The sequence below is a fragment of the Paenibacillus sp. A3 genome, from assembly GCF_001399685.1.
GTDB lineage: Bacteria > Bacillota > Bacilli > Paenibacillales > NBRC-103111 > Paenibacillus_G.
In genome coordinates, this window is the sequence record NZ_JTHN01000081.1 from 20,371 (window position 1) to 40,782 (window position 20,412).

Sequence of the window (20,412 nt, forward strand, 5' to 3'; positions counted from 1 at the left end):
CGATAGGTGAATTTTTTTTAGGAGCGCTGTATTTTATACGGTTCGTTGACTTGTTTCACGGGACATGATAGGTTAAAACCATCCAATTTATGGAGAAAAAGAGGTCGATGAATACGTACACGATCCTGATTGTCGAAGATGACGCCAAGCTGTCCGGGCTGCTTCGCTCTTACATAACGAAATACGGCTTCGAAGCCAAGGAAACCGACAACTTCGACGACGTTCTGGCAAACTTCCGCTCATCCGGCGCCCATCTGGTGCTGCTCGACGTCAACCTTCCCAAATACGACGGGTATTATTGGTGCCGGCTTATTCGCGCGCACTCGCTCTGCCCCATTCTGTTCATCTCCGCACGGGAAAGCCAAATGGATCAGGTCATGGCGCTGGACAACGGGGCGGACGACTATATTACGAAGCCTTTTCACTATGAAGTGGTCATGGCCAAAATCCGCAGCCATTTAAGAAGAGCCTACGGTTCTTATTCCGCGGGACAAGGGGAAAGGAAGATTGAGGCACAAGGGCTCGTATTGTATCCGGAGCGATTCGTCGTGATGCACGGAGAGGCTGCAGCCGAGCTGACGCAGAAAGAAGCGGTTTTGCTGGAAGCGCTCATGAACAAAGCGGGGCGCGTCGTCAGCAGAGACCGGCTGCTCGATCTGATGTGGGAGGAGCACCATTTTATCGATGACAACACGTTGAACGTCTACATCACACGGGTGCGCAAAAAGCTGAAGGAGTTGGGCGCGGGTCAAGCGGTGGAAACGGTCAGAGGGGCGGGATACCGATTAGGCTCCGCAATCGGAGGCTCGGGATGAGGCTGTTTTGGAAGGAACATGTTCCACTGCTGCTGTTTTATTTTGCTCAAATGCTGCTTGTGCCTCTGCTGTATTGGCTTACGGGCGAGGAGCGCCCTTTTGCGATCGTGCTTTACGGGATGCTGCTCAGCGCCTCGGTGCTGACACTCTATTTGGGCTACCGCTATGCTAGCCATCGAGAGCTGTACCGACAGCTCAGTCACCCGTCCGCAAAGGAAAGCGAAGGACTCCGGCCGATGGGAGAATCCCCGCTCCCCGAAGCTGTCGGCGAGCTTCTGGGCCGGTACGACCGATATTACCAGGAGCAACTGCACCACCACCGCAGCGGCTTGGAGCAGCACGTTGTCTTTATCCACCGCTGGGTGCATCAGATGAAGACGCCGTTATCCGTCATCCAGCTTACGGCGCAGGAGCTCGACGACGAGGCAGCGGACAGCATCATGGAAGAACTGGAACGGCTTAGAAAAGGACTGGAAATGGTCATTTATACGTCCAGACTTGAGCGTTTCGAGCAGGATTTCATGGTCGAACGAACGCCGCTGCGGCAAGTCGTCAACCAAGCCCTGGCGGAAAATCGCCGGCTGTTCATACGCAAGGGAATTACGCCTAGCATCCAACTGGATGAAAGCCTGGCAGTATACAGCGACTCCAAATGGTTGCAGTTCATGGTGGGACAGCTTTTCATCAACGCTGCCAATTATACCGAGGGAATCGGCAAAAGTGTCTTCGTGTGCGCTTACGAGCGCGAAGCGACAACGATACTGGAAATTCGCGATGAAGGCATCGGGATTGTCAAAGAAGATTTGAACCGCGTATTCAATCCGTATTTTACGGGCGAACGCGGACGGCGGCATCACGAGTCCACGGGAATGGGCTTGTATCTTGTTCGCGAGGTGTGCCAACGGCTCGGACATCGGGTGGAATTGGAATCGGAGCCGGAGGTGGGGACAGTGGTGCGACTCCGATTCGAGGCGCGTCCAAGTAGCGTGAAAGGTTCGGGGTGAAATTTGAGCTTGATCGTTTCACGTTTTTCCATAAATATGGTATTATATTACAAGTGATTCATGCAAAGTAAGGAGGCGAACATGTGGTGCTCCCAGCAACGGCTATCATGTTATGGCTGCTTGGATGTTCGATTTTAGCTATTCTGGCTCTCAGATGGGTGTGTAAACGATTTTCTTCGAATGTCCCTTACATTGTATTTTGTATCATTCTCATTGGCGCTCTGTTTTTTCAACAAATGGACCAAGGAAGAATTATACCGGCCAGTGTAATTATCATGATTCTAATTGCCACATTTGCGTTAAGAATGATTTTTGAGAACAAGTCTAAAAAAGTAGTCTAAAGGCTCGCCCCCCTGCCGTTCGCGCTCCTTATGCGGATGGCTTCTTTGTGTTGCAACCGAACACAACCTTAAACGAAATGTAAGCTCCGGTTAAGGTAAATCCATAGCAGGGCAACTCCTTCTCCTGTACATTAGGGATTACATAAGAACATGTCAGGAGGAACCGACGATGGGCAGCCCCATTCTTGAAGTGGATCGAATCACCAAAAAAATAGGTCGGCGCAATGTAATCGCAGAGTGCTCCTTCACGCTCGAAAAAGGGAAAATATACGGGTTTATCGGGCCGAACGGAGCCGGGAAAACGACGATGATGCGCATGATGACAGGTCTCATCCGGCCGACAAGCGGTCATATCCGTATCGATTCGTTCGATGTGCAAACCCGGCGCGTGCAGGCCTTGTCCAAAGTCGGCGCGATTATCGAATCCCCGGTCTTTTTCGAATATATGACGGGCAGACAAGTGCTGCGCAATTTATCGCGTCTGCATCCGGACATACCGTCTGCGGAGAGAGAACCGCATATCGAGCGGCTGTTGCATACGGTAGGGCTTTCAGGCCGGGGCGACGATCGGGTAAAAGCCTACTCGCTCGGGATGAAGCAGCGACTCGGAATCGCCCAATCCTTGCTAGGCAGCCCGGAGCTTTTGCTGCTGGACGAGCCCTCGAACGGTCTTGATCCTATGGGCATGCGGGAGCTGCGCGACCTGATCGTCCGCTTGCGCGATTCGGCGAATTATGCATTTTTCATATCGAGTCATCTGCTTGACGAGCTGCAGCAAATGTGTGACGAGCTTATTATCATTCGGGAAGGCTCCGTCCTTTGGAAGGGACCGACCGAGCAATTGGTCGCGAACGGGCAGCGGTTGGAGGACGCTTTTATGGAGCTGATGTATTCATGAGGCGATTGATCCACAGCGAATTTACCCGATTGTGGAGCCAAAGATGGCTCTGGTTAGTCGTCCTCGCCGCTCCCTTCCTTGCGTATTTGCAAGGGAGCTATTTTTTATGGGTAAGCTCGTTAGGCAGCGACATATCTTCCGTTTTATTTCTTTTTCAAGGGCTTCGCGAAATGCTATTTTTGCCGTGCAATATTGCCGTCGCTGCGCTTGCGGCTGCCGTCTATACGGAACCGTTTCGAAGCGGGCAGCTGCGCCTTCTGTTTTTACGCCGGTTTTCCAGAGGGCAAATCTTTTTCAGCAAGCTGTTCGTCATCCAAGCCTCCATTCTGATTCTGCTGATCGTTTTGGGAATCTCCTTGGCGGCGGTCGGCATGCTTCGCTTTCCGCAAGAGGAAGCCGACCGTTTCTGGCCCTTGATCGGCTACGCGTTTGTGTACTATCTGCTCGCTTACGCCACACTGGCCGGAATTAGCTGCCTCTTCTCTTTTATCGCGATGTACAGCAGGAATGTGACGTTTGCCCTGGGCGTATGCATGACGTATATTTTGGTATCGCTCTTGTTTGACGGCCTGTATTTGAGAATCGCTTCGTTGTTTGCGGCATGGCCCTATGTGCGCGATCTGCTCGCTTATGCATGGATTCCCTACATGCAGCACACCGGATTAAACGAAGCATTATCCGGGAACGCGTCCGTAATTTGGGCCATTGCCACCATACTGCTATTGCATGCGGTGGTATGCAGCGGCATCGCTTATCGCCGCTTTGTCGCAGAGGATTATATGCAGTAAACTAAGGAGGATGTCGCATGTTCGGACTGTGGCTAAGCGAAATGGAACGAATCTGGAAACGAAAAATGATGCTCGTTCTGGGCGGTATTTATTGGCTGCTATGGATCTTCAATACGAGCATGCTTCACAGCAGCGGATGGGGCGATTACCGCTTCGGAGGGCGCGAACTGCTGCATGACTTAAATACGCCGTGGTTCGCGATGGAAGGGATCTCGCTGCTGCTCGTTCTGGCGATTTTCCCGATCCTGTTCGTGGACCATTTGGGCGGCGAGATCTTTTCGGGAGCGTACCGGCTCTACATGCTGCGGGCCTACAGCCGTTTTCAGCTCTGGCTTGCAAAGCTGCTGGCGCTTGCTTCGACAGTTCTGATCTTTGTCGGAGTTACCTGCCTCATCTCGATCGTTTGTGCCCGCCTGTTCTTTCCGCATAGCGAAACTTTCATAAAATACGGGGCGACTGAGCCCGTAGGCTCGGCGGAGGCCTTGTGGTACACCGTGGCGTTTTACTTGCTGTTTGCGCTCGTCTGTCTGGCGAAGCTTCTGATGTGCAGCATGGTATGCCAGTTCGTGCCCCGGCCGCTGGTCGCCTTTATCGTTCTCTTCGTCGGTTCGATAGCCATGATCTATGCGGTCAATGAGCTCTCGATTTATTTCGATCCGTTTTACCCAATCGTTAGGGCGCTCAGTCCGGACGGTTCGCCGAAATTTTGGTTTTATTTGCTCGGGTCGATGACTGCTTTTGCGGCAATCAGCCTTCTGCGTTGGCAGAGAAAAATCGTTTAAAGCCAAGGGGATCGTATGAAATGAGCATGGTTTACGTAAACGGACTGAACAAAATATACCCGGGGCATATCGCCACACAGGCCCTCACCGATATTCACCTGACGATTGAAAAAGGAGAATTCGTTGGCATTATGGGGCCATCGGGCAGTGGGAAAACAACGCTGCTCCATATGGTGTCGACCATAGACACGCCAAGCTCGGGAACAGTTCTGATAAACGGCATAGACCCTTATCAAATGAAGAAAGACGATTTGGCGGTATTCCGGCGAAGACAGCTCGGATTCGTCTTTCAAGATTTCAACCTGCTCGATACGCTGACGATTGCGGAAAATATCGTGCTGCCCTTGACGCTCGACAATAAGCCGCTCGCCGAGATGGAAGCCAGGCTGAAGCAGGTCGCCGACCGGCTGAACCTTAGCGAATTTCTGAACAAACGCCCCTATGAAATTTCGGGCGGTCAGCGCCAACGCACCGCCATTGCCCGGGCGATCGTCACGTCTCCGGCGCTGCTGCTGGCCGACGAGCCTACGGGGTCGCTCGACTCCAACGCCTCCCGCATCGTCATGGAATCGTTGGAAAGCATTAACCGGTACGAGCGGACCACCATCATGCTTGTGACGCACGACCCGCTTGCCGCGAGCTATTGCAGCCGGATCGTCTTTATTAAGGACGGACGGCTGGCAGCTGAAATCCACCGGGGCGACAGCCGGCAAACTTTTTTTCAAAAGATCATCGACACGTTGTCCTTCTGGGGAGGTCATACGCATGAGCTTTCCTCAATTCGCGTTTAACAATGTCAAGCGCAACGCACGGGCTTACTTCGCTTATTTTCTAAGCAGCACCTTTATGGTGATGATATTTTTCTCGTTCGCCGTCTTCGTGTACCATCCCGAAATCGGGCAGATTCCGATGGGACCGCTCAAGCGCGCAGTTCTGCAGACTTCCGAGGGTGTCATCTTCGTATTCGCCATCTTCTTCGTGCTGTATTCGATCGGCATGTTTTTGAAATCCCGCCAGCGGGAATTCGGACTGTTGCTTCTGTTGGGCGCTACATCAAGCCAAATTAACCGGCTCGTCTTTATGGAAAACATGCTGATCGGCGCCGGCTCCATCGTCACCGGGATCGCCGGGGGACTACTTCTGTCCAAGCTGTTCCTGCTGTGCGGCACCCGGATGATGGAGATCCGGGAGCTTCCTTTTTATTGGCCGGCAGGTGCGATATGGCTGACCGCCGTTTCCTTTTCGCTGCTGTTCGCGGGCATCTCGCTGTTTACTTTATTTTTCATCCGCAAAAGAAACGTCGCGGAGCTGCTGCAAGGCAGCTATCGGCCGAAAAAAGAGCCGAGAAGCTCGCTCTTCCTCACGGTCATTGGGGGGATGCTGCTTGCCGTCGGCTTCCTGGCGCTTTATGCGGGAAAGCTGTCTCCCAAGCTCGTCCTCCTTGCAGCGGCGACAGGGATCGCAGCCACCTACTTTTTTTATTCCCAGCTTTCGGTGCTCGTCATCCGTCTGTTGAAGCGAAGCCGCAAGGCTTTATGGCGAGGGTCGAACCTGCTCTGGGTATCGGAATTGGCGTATAAAATGAAAGATAACGCGCGGATTTTGTTTCTCGTCACGGTAGTCACCTCCATCGCCAGTATGAGCGCAAGCTTTGTGCTGGCCGTTGACGAAACGAATCGGAAGGAATACGAAAACAATCCTTTTGCCATCGAATACTACAGCTTCGACGAGCGGCATACGGAACAAGAGTTGGCGACAATAAACGAACTGCTGGATGGGGAGGGAGTGTCTTACCGGTCTGTTAAGGTGGAGAACCTTTACCGGCGAACGGTTCACGACGCGGTTCCTTCCGTCGAAATCATCGCCGCAAGCCGCTTCAACCGGTTAGCGGCTGCGATGAATCTCCCGGAAGCGGCACCGGATAACGGCGAAGCCATCCTCATAAGCGGCCCGGCCCAACCGTCGCACGGCCATATGACACCGGGGGACAAAATCACGCTCGATTCCGGTCATACGGTGTCCGTTACGAAAGTTTTCGAACGCGAAGCTTTACCGTTCATGAGCTGGGCAAGTATTGTGGTCGTAAATGACAATTCGTATCGCACGATACAGGGGGATGCCAAGAGCAGCGTCCTTTTTGTGTATCATGTGCCGGAGTGGAATAACGGTCCTCCGCCCGGGCCGGACAGTCCCGAGGCCGTCATCGGAGACAAGCTGAAGAAACGGCTGCAAGAAAACCGTGAGCCGCATGGAAGCTCAAACTCTTTTTCCATCCGGATCTGGAGCTATTTAAACTTAAAGCAGGCGGCAGCCTTATTCAGCTTCATCGGGATTTTCATCGCGTTCCTGTTTTCCGTATCGTCCGCCAGCTTTCTGTATTTCAAGCTGCATACCGAGCTTGCTTCGGACAGCAGAATGTATCATGCGCTCTCCAAGATTGGACTGAGCGCTTCGGAGATGCGAACATCGGCCACGCTGCAGATCGGCTTGCTGTTCTTTATTCCTATCGCGATCTCCACCGTGCAGACGCTGATCGTGATGCGGCCCGTTCTCGGCACAATGTACGTTTATTCCGTATACAAGCCCGTTCTCATCGTCTCGGCAGCGTTTCTGGGCGCCCAGACCGTATATTTTTTCCTGGTCCGCTCCCGCTATTTACACCGCTTGAAAAGAACCATGGTTTGACGAATGCCGGACGAATGAACGAAAAGCCGCCTCCCGGAAAAATGCCGGGGGCGGCAGCCGATTCAATACGCCTTCAAAATTTCCTGAAGCTTCAAAGCCAAGCCGACACGCCCGTCCACTTTGAGCGAGCCGAGCATAAACGCCATCGTCGTGTTCAAATCGTTGCGAAGCAGCTTAACGAAATTGGACGCCGACAGCTTCAGCGTGCAATCGGCCGGATGGGGCGTTCCTTCCAGCACTTCGACGGTGCCGGAATCGAAGCGGACCTGAAACGGCTCGTTTTCGTCCAGATCGAACTGATATACGTAATGAAGCGGCCGGATCGGCTCCGGATTCGCCTGCATCCGCTCAACCATCTCCTGTAAGCTTTCCTTGACCGTCATTTGCCGTCCTTCCCTCCTTCCTCCTAAATGATAACACCCTGCCACTCCGGTTTATTCAGTCCCCCGCCATTCGACGATGCGGAACGTCCCGGTGCCGAAGGCGCAGAGCTGCCCTTCTTCGTTATACACATGCCCTTGCGCGGTGATCATGCGCCCAGAGCTGTGTATGATCTCGGCGGTGACTTTCATCTCCCCCTTGGCGATCGGGGCCATATAATGAAGATTCAGGTTCGTCGTGACGACGTTCTCGTTCGGCTTCGCAGCCATGGCGACAAGCCCCATGACGGAGTCGAGCAGCGTAGCGTGGACGCCGCCGTGCACGATGCCGATCAGATTATGATGATGCGGCTGGATGCTCAGCGATACGGCCGCCCGATCCGAAGCGAACGTATCGATCCGGGCTCCGATATGTTCCCAGAACGATCCGCGTGCCGCTTGTTCCAGGCGTTTGATAAATGCCGATGCTTGATTGTCCATACCAGGCCCTCCCGGAAATAAAATGTAAGCGTCCTAGCCGTTTTTCTTGAGCTTCTCCGCTTCTTCCTCCGCCAGCTTGTGGCGAAGCACTTTCCCGACCATCGTTTTCGGCAAGCTGTCCCGGAACTCGTACTGCTTCGGCACCTTGTATGCCGCGAGCCGTTCCTTGCACCAAGCCTTGAACGCATCGGCATCGCCCTTCGCCTCAGGCTTCAGCACGATATACGCCTTGACCGTTTCTCCGCGGTAGGTGTCGATGATTCCTGCGACGACGGCCTCCTCGACATCGGGATGCTCGTACAATACTTCTTCGACCTCGCGCGGATAAATATTGTAACCGCTCGCAATAATCATGTCCTTGCGCCGGTCCAAAATGTAAAAATACCCTTCCTCGTCCATTCGGGCCAAATCTCCCGTATATAACCAGCCGTCCTTCAATATTTTCGCAGTTTCCTCCGGCTTGTTCCAATAGCCCTTCATGACTTGCGGGCCGCGGACCGTCAGCTCTCCGATTTCGCCGACCCGCATTTCCTCGCCCGTCTCCGGGTTCACGATCCGGGCATCCGTATCGGGGAACGGAACTCCGATGGAGCCCAGCTTGCGCTTCTCCCAAATGTTGTTGGCATGCGTCACGGGAGACGCTTCGGTCAAGCCGTACCCTTCGATCAGCTTGCCGCCCGTAATCGATTCGAACGATTCCTGCACTTCCAACGGCAAAGAAGCCGAGCCGCTAATACAGAACCGGATGGACGACAAGTCGAAGCGCTTGATGTTCTGATGGTGGATGAGCGAAATATACATCGTCGGCGCGCCGGGAAAAACGGTCGGTTTCAGCTTATCGATCGTTTGCAGCACTTGATTCACCTCGTAACGGGGAATCAAAATCAAAGTACCCGCCGTATACACGGCTTGATTCAGCAGTACCGTCATCCCGAACACATGAAAAAAGGGAAGGACCGCCAAATACGTTTCTTTCGCAATTTGCGAGCGGTACGACCAAAGCCTGCTTTGAATTGTATTGGCGATCAGATTCGTGTGCGTCAGCATGACGCCCTTCGGAATGCCGGTCGTGCCGCCTGTATATTGAAGCAGCGCCAGATCGCGGTCGGCATCGACCTTCGCCTCGTGCGGCGTCGCCGTCGCCTGCTCCAACAGCTCCATAAACGCAACGACGCCGTTTCCGTAGACAACGTCGCGTTTCAGGTTGTCTTTTTTGGCCTTTAACGGATAAAGCACGTTCTTGGGAAAAGGAAGATAGTCTTTGATGGAAGTAACGATCACATGCTTGATCCCGGTCAGCGGGACCACCTTCGCGACGCGCTCGTATAGCAGATCGAGCGTGACGATCACATGGGCGCCGGAGTCCTTCATCTGGTACTCCAGCTCCCGCGGCATATACATCGGATTGGTCATGACGACGATGCCGCCCATGAGCATCGTTCCGTAATAGGCGATCACCGCCTGCGGACAATTGGGCAGCATCACCGCGACCCGGTCCCCCCTGCGAACGCCCAGATTCGCAAGGGCGTTCGCAAAGCGGTAAGCGGATTGAAGCAATTGACGATACGTTATTTTTTTGCCTAAAAAGTATAAGGCCGTTTGGTTCGGATAGTCCGAAGCCGTTTGTACCAAAAAATGCGCTAAGTTTTGCTTCGGGTATTCGCAGGTCGATGGCACTTCGACAGGATAATGTCTTAACCATGGCTTGTCGGACAAGTTCGACCACCCCATTTGTCAGGTTTCAAGCTTAAACTACGTATTTTTCGGCTTCGATGACGCGAGAAGCGATTTCACGCTTGATTTCGATCGCATTGATCGGGGTTTTGCGGGTCAGTTTTTTCAGGACGGACAATTGGGTGCGCAGCATGTCGCCGGATTCCATCGCAGCCAGCGCTTCTTTCGCCCATTCCTCAATTCGTGCGAACGATTCGTGCACGAAGACGGTCGTCATGTCGATGGCGTTCAGCGCTTTGCCTTCGCCGCCTGCGGCGATCAGCTTCTTCGTGCGCAGCAGCGCGCTTTCCATCGCGAAGACGGAAATCATGATATCGCCCAGGTGGCTCAAAATTTCCTGCTCCTGGTCCAGCTTCGTCTGATATTTTTGCACCGCTTGCGCACCGACCATAAGAAATATTTTTTTCGCCATGGCCAGCAAATGGTTCTCCTGCTCCAGTGTCCCTTCGAACGTCTGCCCCGGCACCAGCGACAGCAGTTCGGACTGCAGTCCCATCGCTTTTTGCATCAAAGGCAGCTCCCCCTTCATGGCGCGCTTGATCAGCGTTCCGGGGATCAGAAGCCGGTTGATTTCGTTCGTGCCTTCGAAAATGCGGTTAATGCGGGAATCCCGGTAAATGCGCTCAATCCGGTATTCCTGGGTAAACCCGTAGCCGCCGTGAATTTGCACGCCCTCGTCGGCCACGAAGTCCAGCGTCTCGGAGCCGAACACTTTGTTGATCGAGCATTCCAGTGCATACTCGGCGATCGCTTTGGCCGATTGCTGCCCGACGTTTGCGCTGCCATGATCGACTTCGCTCAAGCCTTCGTCGAACAAGCCTGCGTTCCGGTACACCATGCTTTCCAGCACGTACGTGCGGGTGTTCATGTCGGCCAGCTTGGCTCCGATGAGCGGGAAGGACGAAATTTTGCGCCCGAACTGCGTCCGCTCGTTGGCGTATTTGGCCGAAAGCTCAATCGCATCCTTGGCGGCGCCGACGCAGCCTGCGGCAAGCTTGAAGCGGCCGATGTTCAGGATGTTGAAGGCGATCAAGTGGCCCTTGCCAACCTCCCACAGCAGGTTTTCCACCGGCACCTTCACGTCTTCCAGAATGAGCGGGCATGTGGACGAGCCTTTGATGCCCATTTTCTTCTCTTCCGGTCCGATGCTCACGCCTTCCATCGTCCGTTCGACGATGAACGTGCTGAAGTCGGTTCCGTTTACTTTTGCGTACACGATGAACACGTCGGCAAAGCCGGCGTTCGTAATAAACTGCTTCGTACCGTTAAGAATATAATGGCTGCCGTCTTCGGACAAGACCGCCGTCGCTTTCGCGCCCAGCGCGTCGGAGCCGGAGGAAGGCTCCGTCAGGCAGTAGGCGGCGACTTTCTCGCCGGTCGCAAGCTGCGGCAAATATTTTTTCTTCTGCGCTTCGGTGCCGAAATACACGATCGGCAGCGTGCCGATTCCGACGTGCGCGCCCACGGTCAGCGCGAAGGCGGAAGCCTTGGTCAGCCGTTCGTTGATCAGCGTCGAGCTGACCTTGTCAAGGCCGAGCCCGCCGTAAGCTTCCGGCACATCCGCGCCGAGCAGGCCGAGCTCCCCGGCCTTGCGCAGCATTTTCACGGACAGCTCGTAATCGAGCTTCTCGATCTCCTCGTCGTGAGGGGCGATGTCACCGGCGACGAAGTCTTCCGTCGTCTGCGCGATCATGCGATGCTCTTCCGTAAAGTCCTCCGGGGTCACGACCCGGGTAAAATCGATATCTTCGATAATAAAGCTTCCGCCGACCACTTTGCTCATCATTTTGCTCATGTCCGATTCTCTCCTTCGTTTATTTGGATAGGGTGAAAAAGAATGCTGCGCGAGCGGATCATTCTTCCGATCGATGCTCCGCCCCGCAAAGTGGAGTCCATTCGAAGAAGTCCTCCCAAGTACTTTGCGGGGACCTTTTTTCACTTGGTTTTAGCCCGCATGAACCTCAAACACACCGGCCGCGCCCATGCCGCCGCCGATGCACATCGAGACGACACCGATGCCGCCGCCTCTACGGCGCAGCTCGTGAATCAGCGTCGTAGTCAGCTTCGTGCCCGTGCATCCAAGCGGATGACCGAGCGCGATCGCGCCGCCGTTCACATTGACCTTCTCTTCGTCCAAGCCAAGCTCGCGAATGATATGCACGCATTGGGACGCAAAGGCTTCGTTGATTTCAAACAAATCGACATCGCCGATCGAAAGGCCGGCCATACGGAGCGCCTTCGGAATCGCCTCCACCGGCCCGACGCCCATAATTTCCGGGTCCACCCCAGCTAATGCGAACGAACGGAACGTCGCGAGCGGCTTCAAGCCGAGCGCTTCCGCGCGCTCCTTGCTCATCAGCACAGCTGCGGCTGCGCCGTCGCTCATCTGCGACGAGTTGCCCGCCGTCACCGTGCCGTTCAGCTTGAAGGACGGCTTCAGCTTGCCCAGCACCTGGGCCGTCGTATCGGCGCGGACGCCCTCGTCGGTATCGAACGCGAACGATTCGCTCTTGACCTTCCCACTGTCGTCCACCTGCGTCCATTGCGTCTGCAGCGGAACGATTTCGTCGCGGAATTTCCCGTCGCGGATTGCAGCCGCTGCTTTTTCGTGGGAACGCGCGGAGAACCGGTCCTGATCCTCACGGGAAATGCCGAACCGATCAGCGACATTTTCGGCCGTATGGCCCATGCCGATATAGACCTCCGGCATTTGTTCCACGATCTTCGGATTCGGCGAAAGCTTGAATCCGGTCATCGGCACGTGGCTCATGCTCTCGACGCCGCCGGCAACGATCACGTCGGACGAACCGAGCATAATCCGTTCCGCCGCAAAGGCGATCGATTGCAGGCCGGACGAGCAAAAACGGTTGATCGTGAGCGCCGGCACAGTCACCGGAAAACCGGCATAGAGCGACATGATGCGGGCAAAGTTAAGCCCCTGCTCGCCTTCCGGCATCGCGCAGCCGATAATGATATCCTCGACATCCTCTTTCTTCAGACCGGGCGCCCGCTCCACGGCGGCTTCGAGCACGGCCTTGCCCATATCCTCCGCCCGCGTTTGGGCCAAACGGCCTTTTTTCGCTTTGCCGACCGCGGTGCGGGCGACCGATACGATTACAGCTTCTCTCATGGGTTTCACCTCTCCCGGGATTATTAATTGCGCAGCGCTTTGCCTTTGGACAGCATGTGCTGCATGCGCTGCTGCGTTTTCGGCTCGCCGCACAAGCTCAGGAACGCCTCGCGCTCCAGATCGAGCATGTACTGCTCCGTCACCAGCGAGCCTGCGGGCACATCGCCTCCGGCCAGCACGTGCGCCAGCTTATTGGCAATCTTCACATCATGATCGCTGATATAGCCGCTCTGCCGCATCGAATAAGCGCCGAGCTGCATGACCGCTTTGCCTTCGGCTCCGGCGACGCGGATTTTTTCTTCGCGAATCGGCTCGTAGCCACCTTGCACCATGCGCAGAACGGACTGCTTCGCTTCGTGAATCAAGTGGTCCTGATTGATGACGATCCGGTCCGTCGGCTGGAAAAGCCCCAGCTTGAACGCATCGTTGCCGCTGGCCGATACCTTCGCCGTGCCGATCGTCTCGAACGCCTGGTTCAAGTACGGCTGCAGATCGGCGTCCGGATGCGCGGCATGCTGGCTTACGCGAAGCGCCATCTCCTTGCAGCCGCCCCCGGCCGGAATCAAGCCGACACCGACTTCCACCAAGCCGAAGTACGTCTCCGCCGCAGCGACGATCTGATCCGCCGGCATGCACGCTTCCACGCCGCCGCCAAGCGCCATCCGGTGCGGCGCCGCCACGACCGGTTTTTCGAACCGCTTGACTTTGTACATCGTGTTCTGGAACAGGCGGATGATGCTGTCGATTTCGTCCCATTCCTCGTCCTGCGCCTCCATGAGCAAAATCATCAGATTCGCGCCCACGCAGAAGTTCCGCCCCTGGTTGGCGATGACGAGCCCGTCGTAATTGCTTCGCACTTCGTCCAGGCTTTGCTGGATCATCGTCAGGATGTCCGCGCCGATCGCGTTGTTCGGCGAATGGAATTCAAGGCACGCGACCCCGTCGCCGATATCGATAAGGCTGGCGCCGCTGTTGGATTTCACGACGCGGTTTTGCTCCTTCAGGCTGCGCAGCGAGATGACCTCCGGCGCCGCTTCCAGCTCCTTATATTGCCCGCCGTGCACGTAGAACGTGGCGCCGTCCTGCTTCTTGTAGAATGACGTATTGCCCTGCGCGATCCACTCCTTCACCCAGCCGGGAACGGCCGTGCCTTCCGCTTCCATCCGCTCGACCGACCGGACCAGTCCGATCGCATCCCATGTTTCGAACGGACCGAGCTCCCAGCCGAAGCCCCATTTCATCGCTTCGTCGATTTCGCGGATCGAATCGGCAATTTCGCCGAGCTTGGCGGCCGAGTACACGAGCACCTTCTTCAAAATGTTCCACGCCAGCTCGGAGTAACGGTCGCCCGCTCCGAGCAGCGCCTTCGTCTTCTCCCGCGCGCCCTTCGCCAGCTTCGCCGCTTCCAGCGAAGCGGAGGCTGCTTTTTTCTGCGGCACATAGTCCATGGTCGAGAAGTCGAGCGACAAAATCTCGGTGCCGTTCGGCCCTTTTTTCTTCAAATAAAAGCCTTGTCCCGACTTCTCGCCGAGCCAACCTTTGTCCACCATCCCGCGCAGCACGGGCGATTCGACAAACACGGCCTTCTCGGTTTCGTCCGAGACGTTCTCGTATACGTTATTCGCCACATGCACGAACGTGTCGAGTCCGACGAGATCGAGCGTGCGGAACGTCGCGCTTTTCGGGCGGCCAAGCGCCGGACCCGTCACGGCGTCCACCTCTTCGACGCGGTACCCCTTCTCCTGCATCTCCTGCAGGGTGACGAGCAGCCCGTACGTGCCAATGCGGTTGGCGATGAAGTTCGGCGTATCTTTAGCCAGGACAACGCCTTTACCGAGGCGGTTCTCGCAGAACTGCTTCATGCCGCTGACGATGGCCGGGTCGGTATGCTCGCCCGGAATCACCTCGAGCAGCTTCATATAACGCGGAGGATTGAAAAAGTGCGTACCGAGAAAATGGCGCTTGAACGCTTCGCCGCAATCGGCGGACATGGCATTGATCGAAATGCCGGACGTATTCGAGCTGACGACGGTGCCTTCTTTCCAGTGCGCTTCTATCTTGCTAAGAAGCTGTTTTTTGGCGTCCAAATTTTCGACGATAACTTCAATGACCCAGTCGACATCCGCAATTTGCGCCAAATGATCCTCCAGATTGCCCGGCGTGATGCGCCCCGCAAAAGTATCGTCGTACAGCGGCGCAGGCTTCGTCTTTTTCAGCTTGGCTATCGCCTGGACAGCCAGACGGCTGCGCACGGCAGGATGCTCCAAGGTGAGCCCTTTGGCCGCTTCCTCTTCCGTCAGCTGCTTCGGAACGATGTCGAGCAACAGGCAGGGAATTCCAGCGTTCGCCAGATGGGCGGCAATGCCGGAGCCCATGACACCCGACCCGATGACGGCTGCTTTGCGTATCGATCTCATCATGATATTGCTTACCTCCCAATACGTTTTTGATATAAATTGCTTAACCAAACGTGTGAGTAAAGCATTCGGCGGCGTCTTGCAGCCGGGCAGGCGAATCTCATTGCGTAACCTGTCGGCGCCCGCCGTCCCCGCCAAGCATTCGCCTTGCGGAGACGGCGGAGGCCGGTCTTACGATCCGCCCACACCGATTGCATCGTTCGCCGGTTGTATATGGGATTCGCCGAATACGGATTGCTCCAGTATTTCGGCGATATCTCTCGCCTTGACGCGGTCTTCCGCTTCCTCCATCTTCGTGCCGTCCTCCATCATCGTCAGACAGTACGGGCACGCGCTGCTGATGACCGTCGGGTTCGTTTCGAGCGCCTGCTCGGTCCGCGCCAGATTGACGCGCTTGCCCGACGTTTCTTCCATCCACATCATGCCGCCGCCCGCTCCGCAGCACATCCCGTTCTCGCGGGTGCGCTCCATCTCGACGAGCTCGACGCCGGGGATCGCGCGCAGCACGTTGCGGGGCTGCTCGTAAACGTTGTTGTAACGGCCCAGGTAACACGAATCGTGATACGTGATCCGCTCGTTCACCGCATGGCGCGGCTTCAGCTTGCCCGACCGGATGAGCCGGTCCAGCAGCTCCGTATGGTGAAGCACCTCCACGCCCTCCAGCCCGAAGTCCGGGTATTCGTTTTTGAGCGTGTTGTACGTATGCGGACAAGCGGTGACGATTTTTTTGACGCCATATTTCTCGAAAACGGCGATATTTTCCGCGCACAATTGCTGGAACAGCATTTCGTTGCCAAGCCTGCGCGGCGTGTCGCCGGAATTTTTCTCCTCGTTGCCGAGAATCGCGAAGCTGACGCCGGCCTCATGAAGCAGCCGGACAAACGCCCGCGATACTTTGCGGCTGCGCAGATCGTAGGAGCCCATCGAGCCGACGAAGAACAAGTACTCGAAATCCGGATTTTCCTTGACCGTCGGGACCGCAATACCGTCGATTTCCCCGGTCCACTTCACCCGGTCGCTGCGGCTGAGTCCCCACGGATTGCCCTGCCGCTCGATATTTTGCATCGCGCGCTGGCCCTCATGCGGCATGCTGCCCTGCATCAAAACAAGATGCCGGCGCAGATCGATAATTTTGTCCACGTGCTCGTTGCCGACCGGACATTGGTCTTCGCAGTTGCGGCACGTCGTACAGGACCAGATCTCGTCCTCGGTCATCACATCGCCGATCAGCTCGGCTTCCTCCGCGGGCTTCTCCCGCACCTTCCATGCGTTCTGCTGCCATGCCAGCGTTGGACGAATATCGGTGATCCCTTCGGTCTCCCACCGGACGCCCGGCTCGGCCGACGCCTCCATTGAATGGGCGCCCGCAGCGGAGAACGCGTACTCCGGCACCCATGGGGACTTGGACGTCACCGCGGTGCCTTTTTCCGTCAGATGATCGCGCAGCTTGACGATCAGGTGCATCGGCGAAAGCGTCTTGCCGGTGTTCGAGGCCGGGCATACGCTCGTGCAGCGTCCGCACTCGACGCAGGCGTAGAAATCGAGCATCTGCTTTTGCGTAAAATCCTCGATCTTGCCGACGCCGAACGACTCGGCTTCTTCGTCTTCCAGATCCAGCTTTTTCAGTCGTCCTACCGGTTCCTTGCGGCGGAACCATATATTGATAGGCGCGGTCAAAATATGAAAATGCTTCGATTGCGGCACGTACACGAGAAATGCAAGCAGGATCAGCAGGTGAAGCCACCAGCATACATAGAACAGCACCGCTGCCGTCTGGCCGGAGATGCCTTCGAACGCCACCGCAATCGCGGAGGAGATCGGAGCGTAGGCTGCGCTCGTATGCGAGCCAAGCCACAGCCGCTCGAAGGCGAGCGAGAGCAGCACGGACAGCATCAAGCCGAAAATAAAGAAGACGACGATGCTCGGCTTCCAGCCCTTTTTCAGGCGGGGCAGGTTCTCCACATAGCGGCGGTAGACCGCATACCCCATCGCCACGAGGATCGAGAATACCGTAATTTCCTGCAGCAGACCGAAGACGGCGTACCCGGGGAACGATACGCTCTCTCCTCCCCGCAGCCCCTTCACGATCAGATCCAGAGCGCCGAACTGCAGGATGATGAAGCCGTAAAAAATAACGACGTGCATGATTCCGCTTTTTTTGTCCTTCAGCAGCTTCTTCTGGCCGAATATCTCGGCCATAAACTCGCCCAGCCGCTCCTTGCCCTGCTGCCGGAAATCTACGGGCTGTCCGAGCTTCATATACGCGTACCGGTGAGACACGGCTTTCCAAAACAGGCGAATTGCGTATGCTGTTACAGCAAGAAAGGCGAGCAGATTCACGATGAGCCACATCATTTGTTACATCCATCCTTTCCGTCCGATTAGGTCCAAGCTGTGGCATGCTTGTTTGAAAGCGATAACATTAGGCCCCCATAAAAATCTTATGAGCAAAACACATTGACAAGTAGCAGCGTTTCCCATAAGATGAAATTGAAATGAATGAATGCTCATTCAGTTTCTGACTGAATAATAACATGGTGGTGATTGGATGGCAAGCAAAAAAATGGAGAAGTACAATTTGATACTGGATGCGGCGCTGAAAGTCATCGCCGAAAACGGCTATCACAACGCGCAGGTTTCCCGGATTGCCAAGGAAGCCGGTGTAGCAGACGGAACGATTTATTTATATTTTAAAAACAAGGAAGACATTCTTATTTCTCTCTTCCAAAAAAAATTGGGCGACTTGGTCGGTCAATTTCACAGCAGCATCAACGAGACGGACTCCGCGGACGAAGCGCTGCGCAAAATTTGCGAGATCCACTACACGATGCTGGAGCAAAACATCGATCTGGCGTTCGTCACCCAAATCGAGCTGCGTCAAAGCTCGCTGGAGCTGCGCAAGGAAATCGGCCTTGTCGTCAAGACGTATATCGAGCTGATCGAAAAGGTGCTGCGCCAAGGTATTGAAGAAGGCATCTTCCGGCCCAACCTGGACGTCAAGCTGACGCGCCTGCTCGTATTCGGCTCCATGGACGAGGTAGTCACTTCATGGTTGATCGCCGGCCGCAAATATTCGCTCGCGGCGCAGGTCGAAAAAACCGTAGAGTTTTTCATACAAGGGTTGAAGGCTTAATACGTTATATTGTCTTTATTTTGTATGGGAGGAGCATTGGACTTATGAACATTTATGTACTGATGAAGCAAACGTTCGACACGGAGGAGAAAATCGTCATCCGTGACGGCGAAGTATCCGAGGATGGGGCGAAATTCGTCATCAATCCGTACGACGAATATGCCGTAGAGGAAGCGATCCGGCTGAAGGAAGAGCATGGCGGCAATATTGTCGTCGTCTCAATCGGCCCGGAACGCTGCGCCGAAGCGCTGCGGACCGCGCTGGCAATGGGCGCGGACGAAGCCGTGCTGATCTCGGACGAGCGCATCTCCGGCGACGAGTTCGCCGTGTCCAAAGTGCTTGCCGCTTACCTCGGGAAGCAATCGTACGATCTCGTGCTCGGCGGCAATTTCTCCGTCGATCAAGGCGCGGGACAGGTTGCGATCCGCGTCGCCCACCTGCTGAACATCCCGCACGTGTCCTCCATCGTGAAGCTGGAGCTGAGCGGCGGCCGGGCGACGGCGCAGCGCGACGCCGAAGGGGACACCGAGACGCTGGAGGTCGCGCTGCCTGCCCTGTTCACGGCGCAGCAAGGCTTGAACGAGCCCCGCTATCCTTCCTTGCCCGGCATCATGAAAGCGAAGAAAAAGCCGTTCCAGCAGCTGACGCTGGATGACTTGGGCTTAGCCGAAGCGGATATCGCCCCGAAGACGGTGCGCAACACCCTTTCGCTCCCGCCGGAGCGCAAAGCGGGACAAATGCTGAAGGGCGATCCGCAGCAGCAAGTCGCGCAGCTCGTTCATCTGCTTCGTACGGAAGCCAAAGCGCTTTAATGCCAAAGGGAGGAAATCGATATGAGCAAAACCTACGTGATCTTCGCGGAAATCCGGGGCGGCAAGCTCCGTCAAGTTACCTTCGAAACAATTCAAGCGGCACGGCTGGTCAAAGACGACGGCGACCGGATCGTGGCGGCGCTCCTCGGCCACGGACTGTCCGCGTTTGCCCAGGAGCTGTCGAGCTACGGCGTCGACCAAGTCGTGTCCGTCGATCATGCGGAGCTCGTTCACTATAATCCGGAGACGTATTTCTCCGCATTGACGGACATTCTTGACACGGCGAATCCGCACGCCGTTCTGTTCGGCCACACCGCCATCGGCCGCGACCTGGCGCCCAAGATCGCCGCACACTTGCAGGCGGGACAAATTTCCGACGTCATCGCGCTGGAGAAGGCGGGCGACGGCCTTTCCTTTACGCGTCCGCTCTACGCGGGCAAAGCGTTCGAGAAGAAGCGGTTTACTCAAGGCCCGATGGTGATCACGATCCGGCCGAATAACGTGCCCGCCGCCGAGGCCGTCTCCGGCTCGCAAGCGGAAGTGGCAGCCACTCCATTCTCCCCCGCTGCCGACCTGCGTTCCGTCGTGAAGGACGTCGTGCACAAAGCGTCGGGAAAGGTCGATCTGACGGAAGCGAAAATCGTTATATCCGGCGGCCGGGGCGTGAAGAGCGCCGACGGGTTCCGCACGCTCGAGCCGCTGGCCGAAGCGCTGAACGCTGCCATCGGCGCCTCCCGCGGCGCCTGCGACGCAGGCTACTGCGACTACGCGCTGCAGATCGGACAGACCGGCAAAGTCGTGACGCCGGAGGTCTATATCGCCTGCGGCATCAGCGGCGCCATTCAGCACTTGGCCGGGATGAGCCAATCGCGCGTCATTATCGCGATCAATAAAGACCCGGAAGCGCCGATCTTCAAAATCGCCGATTACGGCATCGTCGGCGATCTGTTCGACATCGTCCCGCTGCTCACTCAAGAGTTCAAGAAAGTGCTGGCTTAAAGACCTATACCTCT

General features: G+C 55.9%; 17 protein-coding genes. 10 read left to right on the top strand and 7 right to left on the bottom strand.

What is annotated here, in order from left to right:
- Window positions 1–107 precede the first annotated feature (107 nt).
- The 7 genes from QJ48_RS12165 to QJ48_RS12200 all read left to right on the top strand — a co-directional run bounded on the left by QJ48_RS12165 (window position 108) and on the right by QJ48_RS12200 (window position 7,313).
- Window positions 108–815 carry a response regulator transcription factor gene (locus QJ48_RS12165; protein ID WP_054973863.1) on the top strand — a complete coding sequence of 236 codons (708 nt, stop codon included), beginning with the start codon at window positions 108–110 and terminating at the stop codon, window positions 813–815.
- Window positions 812–1,819, top strand: a complete 1,008-nt coding sequence (locus QJ48_RS12170; protein ID WP_054973864.1) for a HAMP domain-containing sensor histidine kinase — start codon at window positions 812–814, stop codon at window positions 1,817–1,819. The genes QJ48_RS12165 and QJ48_RS12170 overlap by 4 nt, the downstream gene beginning before the upstream one ends.
- 510 nt (window positions 1,820–2,329) lie before the next feature.
- Entirely contained in the window at window positions 2,330–3,058 is a 729-nt protein-coding gene (locus tag QJ48_RS12180) for an ABC transporter ATP-binding protein (RefSeq protein ID WP_054973866.1), read from the top strand.
- The gene (locus QJ48_RS12185) at window positions 3,055–3,846 is read left to right on the top strand and encodes an ABC transporter permease (protein ID WP_063858075.1); all 792 of its coding nucleotides are present in this window, start codon (window positions 3,055–3,057) and stop codon (window positions 3,844–3,846) included. Before QJ48_RS12180 ends, QJ48_RS12185 begins: the two co-directional genes overlap by 4 nt.
- A gap of 17 nt (window positions 3,847–3,863) precedes the next feature.
- Window positions 3,864–4,628, top strand: a complete 765-nt coding sequence (locus QJ48_RS38070; RefSeq protein WP_054973867.1) for a hypothetical protein — start codon at window positions 3,864–3,866, stop codon at window positions 4,626–4,628.
- A gap of 20 nt (window positions 4,629–4,648) precedes the next feature.
- A complete protein-coding gene (locus QJ48_RS12195; RefSeq protein ID WP_054973868.1) occupies window positions 4,649–5,419 on the top strand; it encodes an ABC transporter ATP-binding protein in 771 nt (256 codons plus the stop codon).
- On the top strand, window positions 5,394–7,313 hold the full coding sequence (locus tag QJ48_RS12200) for an FtsX-like permease family protein (protein ID WP_054973869.1): 1,920 nt from the start codon (window positions 5,394–5,396) through the stop codon (window positions 7,311–7,313). The genes QJ48_RS12195 and QJ48_RS12200 overlap by 26 nt, the downstream gene beginning before the upstream one ends.
- Window positions 7,314–7,375: 62 nt before the next feature.
- Here QJ48_RS12200 and QJ48_RS12205 read toward each other — a convergent pair whose 3' ends face one another.
- From QJ48_RS12205 to QJ48_RS12235, 7 genes are all read right to left on the bottom strand, one after another.
- Complete coding sequence (locus QJ48_RS12205; protein WP_054973870.1) at window positions 7,376–7,696, bottom strand: SCP2 sterol-binding domain-containing protein; 321 nt, start codon at window positions 7,694–7,696, stop codon at window positions 7,376–7,378.
- A 51-nt stretch (window positions 7,697–7,747) separates the two neighbouring features.
- Window positions 7,748–8,173, bottom strand: coding sequence for a PaaI family thioesterase (locus tag QJ48_RS12210; protein ID WP_054973871.1), 426 nt, complete (start codon window positions 8,171–8,173; stop codon window positions 7,748–7,750).
- 33 nt (window positions 8,174–8,206) lie between these two features.
- The gene (locus QJ48_RS12215) at window positions 8,207–9,904 is read right to left on the bottom strand and encodes an AMP-binding protein (RefSeq protein WP_054973872.1); all 1,698 of its coding nucleotides are present in this window, start codon (window positions 9,902–9,904) and stop codon (window positions 8,207–8,209) included.
- Between the two features lie 16 nt (window positions 9,905–9,920).
- Window positions 9,921–11,702, bottom strand: a complete 1,782-nt coding sequence (locus QJ48_RS12220; protein ID WP_054973873.1) for an acyl-CoA dehydrogenase family protein — start codon at window positions 11,700–11,702, stop codon at window positions 9,921–9,923.
- 150 nt (window positions 11,703–11,852) lie between these two features.
- A complete protein-coding gene (locus QJ48_RS12225; protein ID WP_054973874.1) occupies window positions 11,853–13,037 on the bottom strand; it encodes an acetyl-CoA C-acyltransferase in 1,185 nt (394 codons plus the stop codon).
- A 23-nt stretch (window positions 13,038–13,060) separates the two neighbouring features.
- Window positions 13,061–15,457 carry a 3-hydroxyacyl-CoA dehydrogenase/enoyl-CoA hydratase family protein gene (locus tag QJ48_RS12230; RefSeq protein ID WP_054973875.1) on the bottom strand — a complete coding sequence of 799 codons (2,397 nt, stop codon included), beginning with the start codon at window positions 15,455–15,457 and terminating at the stop codon, window positions 13,061–13,063.
- 168 nt (window positions 15,458–15,625) lie between these two features.
- Window positions 15,626–17,809 (bottom strand): (Fe-S)-binding protein, encoded by a 2,184-nt coding sequence (locus tag QJ48_RS12235; protein ID WP_193394432.1) that lies wholly within the window; start codon window positions 17,807–17,809, stop codon window positions 15,626–15,628.
- A gap of 193 nt (window positions 17,810–18,002) precedes the next feature.
- Between QJ48_RS12235 and QJ48_RS12240 the strand changes: the two genes are divergently transcribed.
- Genes QJ48_RS12240 through QJ48_RS12250 form a run of 3 tightly spaced genes read left to right on the top strand, consistent with a single transcriptional unit; the run spans window position 18,003 to window position 20,398 of the window.
- Entirely contained in the window at window positions 18,003–18,587 is a 585-nt protein-coding gene (locus QJ48_RS12240; protein WP_054973876.1) for a TetR/AcrR family transcriptional regulator, read from the top strand.
- Window positions 18,588–18,631: 44 nt separating this feature from the next.
- The gene (locus QJ48_RS12245) at window positions 18,632–19,399 is read left to right on the top strand and encodes an electron transfer flavoprotein subunit beta/FixA family protein (protein ID WP_054973877.1); all 768 of its coding nucleotides are present in this window, start codon (window positions 18,632–18,634) and stop codon (window positions 19,397–19,399) included.
- 21 nt (window positions 19,400–19,420) lie between these two features.
- Entirely contained in the window at window positions 19,421–20,398 is a 978-nt protein-coding gene (locus tag QJ48_RS12250) for an electron transfer flavoprotein subunit alpha/FixB family protein (RefSeq protein ID WP_054973878.1), read from the top strand.
- Window positions 20,399–20,412: the final 14 nt, after the last annotated feature.